The organism is Spirillospora sp. NPDC000708 (genome assembly GCF_040299565.1).
GTDB lineage: Bacteria > Actinomycetota > Actinomycetes > Streptosporangiales > Streptosporangiaceae > Spirillospora.
Map to the genome: position 1 here is coordinate 1 of NZ_JBEPCJ010000001.1, position 14,578 is coordinate 14,578.

The window sequence follows — 14,578 nt, forward strand, 5'->3', positions numbered from 1 at the left end:
GCCACGCGGTATGACAAGGTCGCCGTCCGCTACGAGGCCGTCCTCCACATCGCCGTCATCAACGATTGGCTGACCTGCCTTTGAGACACGCCCTAGCTGTGCCAGGACAGCGGCAAGGCGAATACCGCCGCACGCACAGGCGACCTGTTAAGGGCGGCATCGGCCACTGGCGCTGTTGCGAGTGACGCCTATCCGCAAGCAAAACGAGGATGGTGGGAGCGCTCAGTACTCCAGCCGTAGATCGCTGGTGCGACGTCCGACCGACCGCGCTTACGGGTGCGTGTCTGTGATCGCGATGACCTCGTCGAGGCGGTCCAGGGCGCCCTGCAGGTCGTCGACCTTGGCCTGGATGCGATCGCGCTCGGCGCGCAGCATGGCTCGTTGCTGGGCGTCGGTGTGCCCGGAGTCCCAGCACGGAAGGAGTTCCGTGATCCTTCGGCTGGTCAGGCCGGCGGCGAACATCTGCTGGAAGAAACGGACCCGGGGGATGGCGTCCTGCCGGTAGAGGCGCTGGCCCGATGGGCTGCGCTCCGCGATGAGCAGCCCCTGCTCCTCGTAGTAGCGCACGGCGCGTACTGAGACGCCGGCACCCCGTGCCACCTCGCCGATGCGAATCAGCCGCTCGCCGGCGGCCTGCCCGACGGTCATGGTGATTCCTCCCCCAAGGACCTGATGGCCAGCACTTGCCCCTGACGTTAACGTTAGGTTTTAGCGTACCGGGCATGGACATCAACGACTCAGTCGCCCTTGTCACCGGAGCCAACCGCGGCCTGGGCCGCGCCTTCGCGCAGCGCCTGCTCGAACGGGGCGCCCGCACGGTCTACGCGACGGCACGCCGGCCGGAGACCGTGGACCTGCCCGGGGTCGAGGTGCTGCCCCTCGATATCACCGAGCCCGCATCCATGAAGGCCGCCGCCGAGGCCGCCCCGGACGTCTCACTGCTCATCAACAATGCCGGGATCCAGACCGGGACCGACCTGGTGACCGGTTCGCTGGACGCGGTACGGCACGAGTTGGAGACCAACGTGTTCGGGCACCTGGGAATGATCCGTGAGTTCGCGCCGGCGCTCGCCGGGAACGGCGGGGGTGCGATCGTCAACGTCCTCTCCGCCATGTCGTGGTTCGGGGGCAAGGGCTCCAATGCCTACCACCTGACCAAGGCCGCCGCCTGGGCCATGACGAACGGCGTCCGCCTGGAACTCGCCGAGCAGGGCACGCTCGTGACAGCAGTGCACCTCGGCCTGGCCGACACCGACATGGCCGCGGGATGGCCCGTGGACAAGCTCGCTCCGTCGGATCTGGCCGACGCGGCGCTCGACGGAGTCGAGGCGGGCTCCGCCGAGGTCCTCGCCGACCAGTGGAGTCGGGACGTCAAGTCCCGGTTGCCGCTGGCGCCAGAAGAGTTCAACGCCGCGATGGACCGCGCCCTGGCGGCACTGACGGCGGCCTGAGCGGCCTACTTGAGCCGCGCTGACTTCGGTCGGTTGCTTCTGAGGTCGGTCAACTAATACTTCATCCGCAGTTGTGGATCTCCATGGTGTGGCCTCGCGCCGGCGGTAGCGGCAGTCGCCGGCGCGGGCCCGGTGTCGACGACGCCATAGGGACCAGCGCAGGCGATGGGCACCTCTACCCCGACGGCGACCTGCCCTGGTACGCGCTCGTGCCGATCATGGTCGCGATCCACAGCGGCATGTGCGGCCTCGTCGCATTCGTCAACCGCTGCCAGCGCCGCATGTGGGACTTGCACCAGAAGACGCACGCCGCACCCGTCCCCAGGTTGACAGTGGGGCTGCCACCGCACCTCGCGGACCGCTTCCCGGAGTACCGGAAGTCGTTGCCGGTCTTCAGCGCGGAGATCTGCCCGGCGTTGGCCATCCGGCGAACGGTCTGGGGCGACAGAGCCAGCTTGGTCGCGAGCTCGGCAGTGGCGATGGCGGTGAGGGCCAGGGAGTGTTCGGCCTTGCGTTCGTAGCGGCGGTGCGGGCGGTGCGTAGCCATCGGCGCAGGTAGTCGTCCCTGTCTGCGTGCGGCTTGGCGGGTCGTCGTCTGCGCGGGCCGCGGCGGGAGCGGGTCGGCGGGATGCCGCGTACGAGCGGTTCGAGTGCCTGGTCGTGGAGGTTCGCGCCGGAGATCGCGATCGAGAGGGGTAAACCGGTGCGCTCGGTGATCAAGCCGATCTCCGAGCCTTCCTTGCCTCTGTCTACAGGATTCGGGCGCCTGTCAGGTCCCTCCTTTCAGGGCCAGCATGTTCATCGAGTCGATAGCGCGGCGCGACCAGTCCGGATTTCCGCGCGAGCCCGGTTCGTCGAGGATGAGGCGGTGCAGTTCGGCCCAGACCCGGGCGGTGGTCCACTCGGTGAAGCGTCGGTGAGCGGTCGGTCCCGACGGGCCGAAGACCGGCGGCAACTGCCGCCAGGTGCAGCCCGTCGTGGCCACGAAGACGATCGCGGCCAACACCTCGCGATCCCTGTACCTGCGCCGGCCGCCGCCCTGCGGCCGCGTTGGAGCAGATGGGCCCCCGCTGGAACAGCTCCCACAACTCGTCGGGCACCATGCGTTCAACCATCACCACACAGCCCAGACTCCCAGCACCCCAATGAGACGACGTCTAAGCGCACGGTTTCGTGCGTTCTTCTCCGCATCCCGACTCTTCAATGAGAACGCCCCCGTCGGATGACGGGGGCGTTGGCGGCTCGGGTCGCTGTGCGGGCTTCACCGCTTGAGCGCCTTGGCGAGGCGGGCGCGGCGCGCCTGCCGGGCCTCGGCCCGCAGCCTGCGCGCCCGGTCCTCTCCGGCGATCTTCATGAACTCGTAGCTGATCATGATCGGCTCCCTTCGTCGTCGTCGTGCCGTTCCGTCAGGACGGGTCGTGCCTCAGCGCTTGAGCGCCTTGGCGAGCCGGGCGCGACGGGCGTTGCGCGCCTCGGCCTGCCGCTCGCGTACGCGGTCGGCGATGATGACCCGGCTGATGTCCGTGCTGTACATGCCCTGCTCCTTGTTCCTGCCGGGCCCTCTTGGCCCGACATGTACAAGGTTCGCCCTAAGGCCCCGGGGCCCACATTGGGACGACGCCCTATTCGCGCGCCCTAAGACGCCTTAGTTCCCGGCGCCTGCGGTCATCACCGCAGCCAACTGCACAGCTCGCACCGTGCATGCTCGCGGCACGTAAGCCGCTAGGCCGTGTTTCGAAGTGGGGTGAGCGTCGGCGTGTTGTGAGCCGGACGCAGCGAGGTCTCCGGTAGATGGTTCATCGACCAAGAAGAACCCAGAACCGGAGACCTCGTGGCCAGCGTAGCGGTGACGAGGCGGTTCGATCTGACCGACGCGCAGTGGGCGATCCTGGGGGCTCTGTTGCCCGTTGCCCGACGGTCGGGTCGCCCGCCCAAATGGAGCAAACGGCAGCTCATCGACGGGATCCGCTGGCGGGTGCGGACCGGCTCGCCGTGGCGGGACGTGCCCGAATGCTACGGCTCCTGGCAAGCGGTCTACGGGTTGTTCCGCCGCTGGCAGCGCAACGGCACCTGGGTGCGCATCCTGGCCTGCTTGCAGACCCGGGCGGATGCGGCCGGGCTGATCGGATGGCAGGTCAACGTCGACTCCACCATCGTGCGCGCGCACCAGCACGCCGCCGGCGCCCGGCAACACGGCGATCTGCAGCGCGAACCACCCGGCGGCGCGACCACCGAGCCGGCTGATCACGCTCTGGGACGCTCCCGTGGCGGGCTGTCGACCAAGGTGCACCTGGCGTGTGAGCAGGGGCAAAAGCCGTTGTCGCTGGTGGTGACCGCCGGGCAGCGCGGGGATGCCCCTCAGTTCGAGGCGGTGATGGCCGGTATCCGCGTTGCCCGTCCCGAACGGGGGCGTCCTCGAACCCGACCCGATCGGGTGCGGGCAGATAAGGCGTATTCCTCCCGGGCGATCCGCGCTCACCTGCGCCGCCGCGGGATCGCAGCAACGATCCCGGTGCCGGACGACCAGGCCGGTCACCGACGACGGCGGGGCAACCGCGGCGGCCGTCCACCCGCCTTCGACCCGATCGATTACCACGCCCGCCACGCCGTGGAGTGCGGCATCAACCCCTCAAGCGTCACCGGGCCATGGCGACCAGATACGACAAGCTCTGCGTCCGCTACCAGGCCGTCCTTGAGATCACCGCCATCAACGAATGGCTCCACCTACTTCGAAACACGGCCTAGCAGCGCGCGGCGAGCCGCTGTCTGATCTCTGTGGCGATCGTCTGTAGCCAGCGGGCATCCTCATGGTCCTCGCGGGAGCTGGTGCGGTCTGCCATGTGCGCCTATCGGTTCAGCGCGGTGAGGGCCCATTGGGGCGGGGTCAGTGTGACGGTGACGGTCTTGCCCGAGCGGGGCCCGGCGGCGAATCCGGCGGGTTCGGTGGGCCAGTCGGGCAATTGCGCCCATCGGGTCTCACGGATGGGCAGGACCATCTCGGGGACCTGGTCGTCGCCGGGATCGCAGGAGGCCTCGTTGTCGAGTGCCGAGTCGGCCTGCAGCCAGTCGCTGACCTGCAGCGTCACCGGGCGCAGGGCCCTGGGTACGTTCGTATCGACGTTCCTGCCCAGTCGGTCTCCCGCCGCCGCGCCCATTGGACGAGCGGCGGGAGATCCGTCAGGTGCTGTCGTTTGCTGATGCTTCGGCCAGCCCAGGGGTCTTAAGGCATGCCCTGCGGGTGGCCAGGACGCACTGCCGCCTCCATATGCCCACGACCTGCGCCGCGTCCAGGAAACGGGCGAATGACCATTACACAGGCCGTGTGAACCCGCTCGCCCGCCTGGGTGTCCGTCCGGGCGGGCGAGCGGGAAGGGATCGCCTCAGTTGGTGTTGCAGGGATCTTCCAGCGTTCCCCACAGCGCCCGCTTGCCGGCGTGTTCCGCGACCGTCCAGATGCGCCGCTGGCCCCGGTAGCACGACAGGTCCTCAGGACCGTAGGAGACCGTCTGCCGGGTCACCTTGCCCCAGCCGCCGCCCTTCCGGACGGTGGTGAGCAACTGCCCGCGCTTGGCACCCGACGTGGTGTCGACGTTGTGGGAGAACCACCACCAGTCGTGCGACCGGACGCCGCCCTGGATCTTCTTGTCCGGAAGCGTCGCCGCCCAGTTCGCGTGCGCGACGCCGCCGGTCCCGACGATGCCGGTGCCGACCTTGAGCGGATAGGTGACCACGCGGCCCTTGGGGCTCGCGGTCGCGCAGTACTCGCCGAGGATGAGCTCTGGCCGCTGCCGCGCGGTGCGGTCCACCGACGCCCACGAGGTGCGAAGCGGCCCGCTGCCCTTGCACTTGGACGCGGGAGCCTTGCCCTTGGCGTTCTGCCAGCTGCCCGTCTGCGGCATCACGTACCGGTACGCGTGCCCGTAGTACGTCTTGCCGTGCAGGCCGACCCACCCCTTCTTCTTGGTGGTGCCCGCCTTGCTCTTGCCGAGGTCGTAGATCTGCGTCATGTCGAACTGGCGCAGGCCCGCCTGGGTGTCGGCGACGTACAGCTTGTTGCCGAACCAGGCGATGCCGCCGGCGTGGACGTCGATGTCGGTGTAGGTCGCCTTGCCGCCCTTCATCGTCGGGTACACGAGCAGGACGTGCCGGTAGCTGTGCTTGGCCGGGTTCACGAACGTGAGCCGGATGGCGTGGTCGGCGTACCAGGCGACGAGGATCGGCTTGCCGCTCTTGCCCCACGTCTCGTCGGAGTCGGCGTCCGAGACGGTCGACACGCCCTGCGGGATCCACTTCGAGGTCTTGGAGTCCCCGGCGTTCCAGCAGTAGGCGACCGACTTGGCAGGGACTCCGGCCGCCTTCGCGCAGCTTCCGGAACCGAGCTTGCGCTGGCCCGTCGCGTTCATCAGCGCGGTGACGCCGCTCTTGTCGAGCTTCTTGCCGAGGGCCTTGAGGGGGGTGCTGCGGTTCGACCCTTGGCGGAGGTCGAAGTCGCCGAGAGCGGGGGCGGCCGCCGTGGCCGAGGTCCCCGCCGCGTTCTGTGTCTGTCCGGGGGCCAGGTACACGACCCCCGGGATACCGGCCGCCAGAGCCACCAACGGGGTGGCGATGGCGAGGGAGCGCCGGATCTTCACTTGATCACCTCCATGGCGAAACCACGGACCGTAACACATCAAAACGGACGGACAGGGCGGGCTCCGTGGGTGGAGACCGTCCCGCCCGCGGTGATATTGGGATCAAAGAAGGCGGCAGGTGCCGTGGTCGGACCTGGTCTGGGCGCTCTCGGAGGTGCCCGTCAGCTTCGGCTTCGTCTTGTGCTGCGCACCCGGGCCGACTTTCGCCCACACCACCAGCAGCCACGCGGTGGTCAGCCAGTTCGCCACCGCCGCCGCCACCGCTCCTGCGGCCGCCAGCACCCGGAAGCCGGTCGCCAACGGCCGCACCCGCAACGGCTTGACCTCGCGTCGGTCCCGAGCCTCTGCCCAGCGCTGGCGTACCTGCTCCAGCCGCCGCCTCACACGCCCGTGCGCGCCGCCCGGCGCCGTCTCGCCCGCGCTGCTCAGACGCCCCATCGGCGCGGAGGGGTTCACCAGACCACGTGCCTGGATTCGGTCGCAACGGATCGTTCGCTGGAGAGCTCAGAACTCGGTGTGTTCGTCCACCCTGGCCACTGACCTGATCGCCTGCTCAGACAGGCCGGTCACGCCGTGCAGGTTCGCGCCCCGAAGATCGGCGGTCATCAGATTCGCTCCGCTGAGGCGCGCGCTTCGAAGGTCGGTGTCCCGAAGATCCGCGCCCTGCAGGTTCACGCCCACCAGGTTCACGTCCTGCAAGGAGGCACTCCGGAGGTGCGCGCCCTCAAGATCCACGCCCCTCAGGTCCAGGCCCCCCATGATGGCGTAGTGCAGGGACGCCCGCCTCAGATCCGCGCCCCTCAGGTCCACAGCCGCCAGAAGCGTGATCCTCAGATCCGCCCGCCTCAAATCCGCGCCCCTCAGGTCCGTGCCATCCAGCCACGCGCCCTGCAGATTCGCTTTCCACAGTTCCGCCCTCTGCAGGTCGGCGTCTTGTAGGTTCACACGGCCCAGGTCCGACTCGGCCAGGCGGGCGCCCGCCAGGTGAAGACCACTGAGGTCGAGGCGGCGGCGCTCGGGACGGCGGGGTCGCCGGCCGAGCGCGGTCAACGCGGCCTGGACATCGGAATCGGGACGCGCAGGCAGGTTGAGGGCGCGCACCCAACGTCGGGCCGTCGTCTCGGCGGGCTTTGGGCGCGCGGCGACGCAGGAAGGCCTCCAGCACCTCGACCACGTCGTCGTGGTGCGGACGGGAGTCGGCCGCGACGTGCGCCAGAGCGTGGATGCCACCCAGGCGCGCGTTGATGTCGGAGGAGCTGAGCCGCTCCAGCGCCTTGGTGAAACGGTCGGTGACCTGACCGCGGTGGCTGAGCCGGTAGGAGCGGGCGGTGTACAGCAGCGACACCGCCACCACCACGGCGCCGCCGGCCGACACCACCAGTAGCCGCGCATTGTGCCGGTCCTTGGGATCGTGCTGGTGCATCCAGTCCGGCATCCGCCACAACGCGACCGCGTACACCACCGCCAGGACGGCCAACCCCACCGCGGCCAGCACCGCCCCCATGCCGCGCACGGCCGGCCGCGCGAGCTCATACTGTCCCCAGCGGCGAAGCCTCGTCATCCGATCCACAGCCGATCAGTCAACGAGCCCATCCCCACCTCCGAAATCAGATGGCCACAACGGGCAACCGCCATCGTTTTTCGACGTCCGAGATCAGGTGCCTACCGTGATCGCCGTGAGCTTCTAGGGGTGGCGGCAAGAACCATGTCATGAGCCCCAAACGACCGGGCGGGAGTGGATCAGTACGGCGAGGGCTGGTGAGCCCGGTGGGGCGGCCGAGGGTCTTGCCGCATGAGCCGAGCGGGCGGCGACCAGTATCGAAACGACGAGTCGTGTAGGCGGTCGCCTGGATCGACGCTGGCGTGACTTCTCGTTCTAATGCGTCCGGCGCCCTGGTGTTCCGGAGCTGATGTGGTAGGTGAACGAACGTCCCGCTAAGGGCGCCGCGGTGGCCTGCCGTCGGGGCTGATCGTCTGCGCGCCTGGTAAGGGCCGGGGATGCGAGCGGCGGTGGCCTGGGGGCTTTCAGCCCAGCAGGGCATGCAGCGCCAAGTCACCGATCTGCCGCAGTTCGTCGTGGCTGCGGCCGGCTGCCGCCTGGACGGCGATGCCGTCGGAGATCGTGTGGACGAGTGCGGCCAGGGTGGCCGGTTCGTAGTGGGGCGGAAGATCGGTGGCCCGCTCCAGCCGCCTGCGCAACGCCGCCTCACCGGCTTTGCGCACCGCGATGGCGTCCTGGCGTGCGGTGTGCGCGTCGGGTCCGCAGGCGTGAACGGTGTTGACGCACAGACAGCCATGGGGCGTGTTCTGGCCCGCGGTCAGGTTCGCGGCTCCGCGGATCAGCTGCTCGACGACCTCGCGGCCGGTGGGCGCGTCCAGCGCGTCAGCGGTGTAGGCGCCGGGGCCGTCGAGGTAGCGGGCCAGCACCTTGGCGAACAGTTCCTCTTTGTTGCCGAAGGCGGCGTAGAGGCTGGGCTTGTTGATGCCCATCGCTGCGGTCAGGTCGGTCAGCGAGGTGCCCTCGTATCCGTGCCGCCAGAACACCTCCAGCGCCTGGTCGAGTGCGGCGTCTGCGTCGAACGAGCGTGGGCGTCCGCCGGGCATGCCGTCCTCCGTGCTCTCCCGAGTTTTATACCTATCGGTACGTTACCTCTTGCGGGACGACGGCGCGCCGGTCTAGTTTCATACCGGAAGGTACATAACCAAGGGGGGCGCATGATCCGAGTCGGAGTTGTCGGGGCCAGCGGCTGGGCGGACGGCTCGCACCTACCCGCACTCGCCGCACTGGAGGCGTTCGAGGTGACCGCGGTCGCGACCACCAATCAGGCCAGCGCGGACCGGACGGCCGCCGCTCATGGCGTGCGGCACGCCTTCGCCGACGCGGCCGAGCTCGCCGAGCACCCCGATGTCGACCTGGTCGTCGTCTCGGTGAAGGCTTCCGGGCACGCCGCTGTGATCAGGGCCGCGCTCAAGGCCGGCAAGCACGTGGTGTCGGAGTGGCCGCTGGGCGTCGACGCCGACCAAGCGAGAGAGCTGACCGAGGCCGCCGTCGCCGCGGGCGTCGTACACGCGGTGGTCCTCCAGGGACACCACTCGCCGAGCGCCCGCTTCGTCGCCGACCTGTTGGCCGATGGCCGGATCGGCGCGCTCGAATCGGCCGCGCTGGTGGCGGAGGGCGCGCCCTGGGGCGGCAGCCGGATATGGCCGAATCTGGTGTTCGGCCTCGATCCCTCAGAGGGGACCAACATCCTGACCATCATGGCCGGCCACTTCCTGGCCGCGCTCGAACGGGTCGCGGGCCCGCTGACCGAGGTCTCGGCGCGGCTGCCCCGCACGCACGACCGCGTGCTGGTCGCCGGGACGGAACAGACCGCGCCCAACGCCACACCCAGCCACGTGCTGCTGCACGGGCTGCTGGCCGGCGGCGCCACCGCATCCGTCGCCGTGCACGGGGGCAACGGCCCCATCCAGGACGCATTCGTGCTGAAACTCGTCGGCAGCGACGCAACATTGACCGCCACCCCGGCCCAGCGTGGAACGTTCATCCACTGGGGCGACTGGGACATCAGAATCGGAGACGACCCGGTGGCCGTGCCCGACACCTATCGCACCGGCCCCACCGAGGTCCGGTCCGGCCCGCCGGCCAACGTAGCGGCCCTCTACCAGGAGGTCGCCCAGGCCATCGCCGAAGACCGGCAGCCACACCCCAGTTTCGAGACCGCCCTGCGCCACCACCGGCTCCTTGCCGCCATCGAACGGTCCGCGGCCGATGGAACCGCCCAGAAAATCGCCTAACTCACCGGCACTGCGGCCCGCTCATGCCGGTCGTCGCGCAGTTCCCCGCCGCACTGGCCGACGAGCACTTCAAGGTGCGACCTCGAACCCATCGGCGGACCGCCCGCCGCACAAAACTCGAAGACCGCGCCCCCATGGCCGACTGGCTGTCTACGGCAACATCGCCACCTTCGCCCCCGTCCGAATCTCGGTCAACGACCTGCTGATGCAGGGCAAATCCCACCCCGCTCACCTCACCAACAGCGCCCATCGAGCACTCGATCTCGTCACCAAGGCCAGGCCCACATCGACATCAGTGCCGAGAACGCACCAACCGACCGAGGATGTGACAGATCTTGTGATGCAGGGCCGTGCCCGCCGAGCAGGACATCGGCATGCGCGGTCCGCGTGCTCGTAGCGGCGCCCAAGGTCCCCAGCCCGGTGGCGAGCAGGCGTATGCCCTCCTCCGCGATGAGCGACGAGATCGGGTCAGCGTCCGGAGCGTAGAGCGCCTCCACGCAATGAGCCATCACGTTCATCCCGCCTAATGCTGCAACGGAGGCCGACAACCCGAAGGACAGGTCAGGGACGGAGACAACGACCCAGGACAGCACGTGGGAGGCCCGGCCCGCCCTTTTTTCCCGCCCTCGGTGAGGCCCCAGATCGGCGTCATCTCAGACCCGGAGAATGAGTTGATCGGATACTCGCGGAGTTCCGGTGAACGTATGCCTAAGGCTGCAGGCGGCCGGAGGGCACGGTGACCTTCGGCTGCTCGCCGCCCCACGAGGCCCTGCGCGGTCTGCACGCGCTGAGTTCGGTCGGCGGCATCCGCTGCACATCCGTTGTGCACTCAACGCCCGTGAGCGACCGAACGCGGATCTGAAGAACGAGGCCGACCTGTTCGCCTTTCGGTGCCGGGGAAGTCCACTCAGTTTCCCCCGCATCTAGCCCCGGGACGAGGTGCCGTCATGGCCGCGAAACCTAGCCGTGCCGCACGAGGCATCGGCGGGGCACTTGAAACGACGGTAAGCTCCGCCCGAGTTTTCTCAGCGGCTGCTAACAGCAAGGAAACATCCCGTTCGTTAAAACTCGCATTTACGCCTGGCCAGGCTTCAGCGCCGCTCTATCTGGCATGAGCACACAGGAGCACAACGTGAGAACCACCAAGCGAAACCTCTTCATGGCGGTGAGCGCCGCCATGACCGCCGGAGTCGCCGCAGTCGGCATGACCGCGGCCGCCAGCCCGCGCCTGGCCGCCTATACGGCCGCCAATCCCGCCCAGTGCGTGAGACAGAACGGGCCCACGACCACGCCTGCGGACCCGGCGCCCACCTCGGTCAGCACCGTGCAGCAGGCGTATTACTGCATCATCGACAACTACTACAAGGGTTCGAAGCTCGACCACCGGCAGCTACTGCAGTCCGCGTTCGACTCCGTGGTGACGGAACTGATCAAGCGCGGCATCGACCAGCCGGACGCCGTCATGCCGCCCCTCAGCGGCGACCGCGACAAGGATTGGGATGCCTTCGGCACCCGGCTCGGCTCGGTGCTGGCCGCCGCGTCCGACAAGCAGGCGGTGCGCTCGGCACTGGCCGTCGCGGCGATCAAGGGCATGCTCGCCGCCCTGCACGACAACCACGCCCGCATTCGCACGGCGGCCGCCCAATCGTTGAGCTTGGGCCTGACCCTGAACCAGAACGACCCGGGCGGCGACACATCCCGCTACACCGCCCCGTTGTTCATCAAGGCCGTCACGGCCGACTCCCCCGCCGCCACGGCGGGACTCAAACCCGGTGACATCATCCGCGCCGTCAACGGCGTGCCGCCCTTCAGCGACGGCACCTTCAACGCCGGAGTCATGGGTTACCTGCGTGTGGCCTCCTCCACCAAGGACCCGGTCCGCATCACGGTGCAGCGCCCGTCCACCGGCCACACCCGGACGTTCACCGTCACGCCCCGCGTGCTGCCCGCATCACCGGCGCGTGTGTCGGCGAAGCTGGTACACGGCAGCATCGCGCAGATCCAGTTCAGCCAGTTCTATCCCGGCGTCGCCCACGAAGCGCTCAAAGCCATCACCGACCTGCAAGCAAAGACGAAGATCACCGGCGTCATCATCGACCTGCGCGGAAACCCCGGCGGCATGGGAGCCGAGGCCGCCACCCTGCTGGGCGCCTTCGCCCACAACACCAACTACGTCGACTTCTGCGACGCCGACGGCAAGTGCGACGCCCAACCCGTCGACAACAGCACCCCGCTGCTGCACCTGCCGATGGTCACCCTCACCGATGGGAACTGCGCCTCGACCTGCGACCTGTTCGCCATGGCCGTCAAAGACCTGAAGCTGGGCACGCTGGTGGGCACCCGCACGGCCGGCGCCTCCTCGGGCCCGTCCTTCGACTACCAACTCAACGACAACACCAGCACACTCACCCTCCCGGCTCAGTACGCACTCGGCGCCCATGGCGAGATCATCGACACCATCGGCGTTCCCCCGGACCACCAGCGGCCGCTGACCGCAGCAGACGTCTCCAAGGGCAAGGACCCCGCCGTGAACCAGGCGGTTTCACTGCTCGCCTCCTGAGCCTTCCACTCCCCCGGGTGGCGGGCGCTGACCTCTGGAGTCCACTCCATCGACACAGACCACGGGCGACTGCCCCTGCAGCGGCCTTCGCCACCGACGGCGCTCTTGCTCGCCGTAGAACACCTCACAGATTTGGGGGGCCACAGGGAAGCTAATTGGGGAGCCGCCGTAGGCGTGAGTGAACTCAGCCGCCCCACGCGGTACTCGGCCGGTTCACACAGGACCATAAGAACCGGCACCAGCCCACCCAGCGGTGTGGACATCACCCCGCGAAGGGGTGTTGGTGAACCAGTGCGCCGCCAGTTGCTCGGTGCACAAACGCTAATCGTGCTGGGAGTGCATGCGCGCCCAGTCAGTAGATGCGGAAATCCAGGGCGTCGTAGCCGATGGCGAACCACAGGGCTGCGACGGCCTGGATTGCCAACAGGACGAGAATGGCGCCACTGGCCCATCGCTTCTCAGGACGCTCCGTAGGGGCGATCTTCAGTGAGTCGACCAACGGTCGCTTCAGCGCGATCGGGGATGCATCGGGCCGTCGACCGCGTTCGTGGCATGCGGTGGTAGCCCGAGGGATTACGCCCGAGGGCCAATGCCGCAGGTCATGGTCGCTGGCTACGATCGGCGCATGCCAGCTACGTCGCCTCCACGGACGCCGCACCGGCACGTCGCGGTCATCGGAGAGGGCCCGGCGTGGCTCGCGGCGACCGCCTTCCCGGTGCTCTTGACCATCGCGCTGCTCAATGGCGGAGGCCCGGACGGCCTGAGCCTCCTCATTCCCGCCCTCCTGTTTCTGCTACCGGCGGGCCTGCTGACGCACCGGCCGCTGGCAGGCACGGCGTTCATGCTCACCGCCTGGCTCACCGCCTGGGCGGTCGGGGGCACCGCGCCGTTCTCATGGCAGTTGGGGTACCTGATGATGCTGGCGAACGCTCTGGCGATCGGCTTCATCACCGCCACCTGTCCCCGCCGCACCTCGATCGCGGCGGTCGTCATGACCCTCTGCGCGCAGTTGTTGGTCGTGGCCTTCTACTTGAACGAATCGCCCGCCCTGGTACGGACGGTGATGTTCGTGGTGTTGATCGCCGGGGCGGCATGGATGGCGGGCAACACAGTCCACGAACGCCGCGAGCACGCCGAGGCAATAGAAGAACAAAGGACCGCCCGAGCCGTCACGGCAGAGCGGCTCCGGATCGCGCGCGAGCTGCACGACATGGTCGCGCACAGCATCGGCATCATCGCCATCCAGGCCGGTGTCGGCGGCCGCGTCATCGACACCCAGCCGGCGGAGGCCCGCAACGCGCTGTCGGCCATCGAGGCCACCAGCCGGGACACCCTGGCGGGACTGCGACGGATGCTCGGCACCCTGCGCCGTACCGACCCCGAGGCGGCTCCGCTTGATCCGGCACCGGGCCTGGCCGATCTTGAACGCCTGGCCACAATGACCGCACACGCTGGTGTACGCGTCGACCTGCAGTGGACAGGACAACGGCGTCCGCTGCCCGCGGAGATCGAACTATCGGCGTTCCGCATCATCCAGGAGGCGATGACCAACGTAGTGCGGCACGCCGGCACCGACCACTGCAGCGTCACCATCGACCAGCGCGACGACGAAGTATCGATCGAAGTCATCGACGACGGTCGCGGCCGGCAGGCGGAAGGAACCGGGTACGGAATCGCCGGAATGCGCGAACGAGTCGCAATGCTGCACGGTCACTTCAGCGCGGGACCTCGCCCCGAGGGCGGCTTCCGCGTGACGGCGCGACTTCCACTGCCAGAACAGGTGCCCACATCAGAGGCAGCACCGGAAGCACGTCAGAGGTGAGGCAAAGGTCGCTGCCGTCCCAGGAACCAACTCCAAGGGCGTTGCCACTATGAGCATCCGCCCATCGGACGCCAGCGGCAACGATCTGCCGCCGGTATGTACGGGGCGCTGCGGGCGGGCGCCAGCGGGTTCCTGGTCAAAGACACGGCGCTGAGGACATCCTCCGCGTGGTCGCCGGAGGGGACGGCCTGATCGCGCCCAGCGTCACGCGCCGCCTCATCGAGGAGTTCGCCGCCCGTCCAAGACCCGCTCCCCAGGCAGGACCGCCGACAGAATGACCGAGCGGGAACGCGAGGTGCTCACCCGGATCGGACGCGGC

The 14,578-nt window shown here is 68.6% G+C and carries 13 protein-coding genes and 1 pseudogene; 5 read left to right on the forward strand and 9 right to left on the reverse strand.

Annotated elements, in window-relative coordinates:
- Window positions 1-270: 270 nt before the first annotated feature.
- Window positions 271-648 carry a MerR family transcriptional regulator gene (locus ABT299_RS00005; RefSeq protein WP_500249195.1) on the reverse strand — a complete coding sequence of 126 codons (378 nt, stop codon included), beginning with the start codon at window positions 646-648 and terminating at the stop codon, window positions 271-273.
- Between the two features lie 74 nt (window positions 649-722).
- Here ABT299_RS00005 and ABT299_RS00010 point away from each other — a divergent pair, with 74 nt between their 5' ends.
- Window positions 723-1,451, forward strand: a complete 729-nt coding sequence (locus ABT299_RS00010; RefSeq protein ID WP_500249196.1) for an SDR family oxidoreductase — start codon at window positions 723-725, stop codon at window positions 1,449-1,451.
- Window positions 1,452-1,926: 475 nt separating this feature from the next.
- Here the strand turns inward: ABT299_RS00010 and ABT299_RS00015 are convergent.
- A pseudogene (locus ABT299_RS00015) lies at window positions 1,927-2,572 on the reverse strand (IS5 family transposase); the annotation flags it as partial.
- A 725-nt stretch (window positions 2,573-3,297) separates the two neighbouring features.
- Here ABT299_RS00015 and ABT299_RS00020 point away from each other — a divergent pair.
- Window positions 3,298-4,196 (forward strand): IS5 family transposase gene (locus tag ABT299_RS00020; protein WP_500249407.1). Its coding sequence is split into 2 segments (ribosomal slippage): window positions 3,298-4,078 and window positions 4,078-4,196, totalling 900 coding nucleotides; the frame shifts between segments, so codons are not numbered across the junction.
- Between the two features lie 101 nt (window positions 4,197-4,297).
- Here ABT299_RS00020 and ABT299_RS00025 read toward each other — a convergent pair.
- From ABT299_RS00025 to ABT299_RS00045, 5 genes are all read right to left on the reverse strand, one after another.
- Complete coding sequence (locus tag ABT299_RS00025) at window positions 4,298-4,537, reverse strand: hypothetical protein (RefSeq protein ID WP_500249197.1); 240 nt, start codon at window positions 4,535-4,537, stop codon at window positions 4,298-4,300.
- 294 nt (window positions 4,538-4,831) lie between these two features.
- Window positions 4,832-6,082, reverse strand: a complete 1,251-nt coding sequence (locus ABT299_RS00030) for a hypothetical protein (RefSeq protein ID WP_387020564.1) — start codon at window positions 6,080-6,082, stop codon at window positions 4,832-4,834.
- A 102-nt stretch (window positions 6,083-6,184) separates the two neighbouring features.
- Entirely contained in the window at window positions 6,185-6,382 is a 198-nt protein-coding gene (locus ABT299_RS00035) for a hypothetical protein (RefSeq protein WP_500249198.1), read from the reverse strand.
- A 204-nt stretch (window positions 6,383-6,586) separates the two neighbouring features.
- The gene (locus ABT299_RS00040) at window positions 6,587-7,183 is read right to left on the reverse strand and encodes a pentapeptide repeat-containing protein (RefSeq protein WP_500249199.1); all 597 of its coding nucleotides are present in this window, start codon (window positions 7,181-7,183) and stop codon (window positions 6,587-6,589) included.
- Between the two features lie 924 nt (window positions 7,184-8,107).
- Window positions 8,108-8,686 carry a TetR/AcrR family transcriptional regulator gene (locus tag ABT299_RS00045; RefSeq protein ID WP_500249200.1) on the reverse strand — a complete coding sequence of 193 codons (579 nt, stop codon included), beginning with the start codon at window positions 8,684-8,686 and terminating at the stop codon, window positions 8,108-8,110.
- Between the two features lie 111 nt (window positions 8,687-8,797).
- Between ABT299_RS00045 and ABT299_RS00050 the strand changes: the two genes are divergently transcribed.
- Window positions 8,798-9,877, forward strand: a complete 1,080-nt coding sequence (locus ABT299_RS00050) for a Gfo/Idh/MocA family protein (protein WP_500249201.1) — start codon at window positions 8,798-8,800, stop codon at window positions 9,875-9,877.
- Between the two features lie 266 nt (window positions 9,878-10,143).
- On the opposite strand, the gene ABT299_RS00055 is transcribed toward ABT299_RS00050, so the two are convergent.
- On the reverse strand, window positions 10,144-10,395 hold the full coding sequence (locus ABT299_RS00055; protein ID WP_500249202.1) for a hypothetical protein: 252 nt from the start codon (window positions 10,393-10,395) through the stop codon (window positions 10,144-10,146).
- A 614-nt stretch (window positions 10,396-11,009) separates the two neighbouring features.
- Between ABT299_RS00055 and ABT299_RS00060 the strand changes: the two genes are divergently transcribed.
- Window positions 11,010-12,437 carry a S41 family peptidase gene (locus ABT299_RS00060; RefSeq protein WP_500249203.1) on the forward strand — a complete coding sequence of 476 codons (1,428 nt, stop codon included), beginning with the start codon at window positions 11,010-11,012 and terminating at the stop codon, window positions 12,435-12,437.
- A gap of 352 nt (window positions 12,438-12,789) precedes the next feature.
- On the opposite strand, the gene ABT299_RS00065 is transcribed toward ABT299_RS00060, so the two are convergent.
- Window positions 12,790-12,936 (reverse strand): hypothetical protein, encoded by a 147-nt coding sequence (locus ABT299_RS00065; RefSeq protein WP_500249204.1) that lies wholly within the window; start codon window positions 12,934-12,936, stop codon window positions 12,790-12,792.
- A gap of 126 nt (window positions 12,937-13,062) precedes the next feature.
- On the opposite strand from ABT299_RS00065, the gene ABT299_RS00070 reads away from it, so the two are divergent.
- Window positions 13,063-14,259: a sensor histidine kinase gene (locus tag ABT299_RS00070; protein ID WP_500249205.1), complete on the forward strand. Its 1,197-nt coding sequence runs from the start codon at window positions 13,063-13,065 to the stop codon at window positions 14,257-14,259.
- Window positions 14,260-14,578 lie beyond the last annotated feature (319 nt).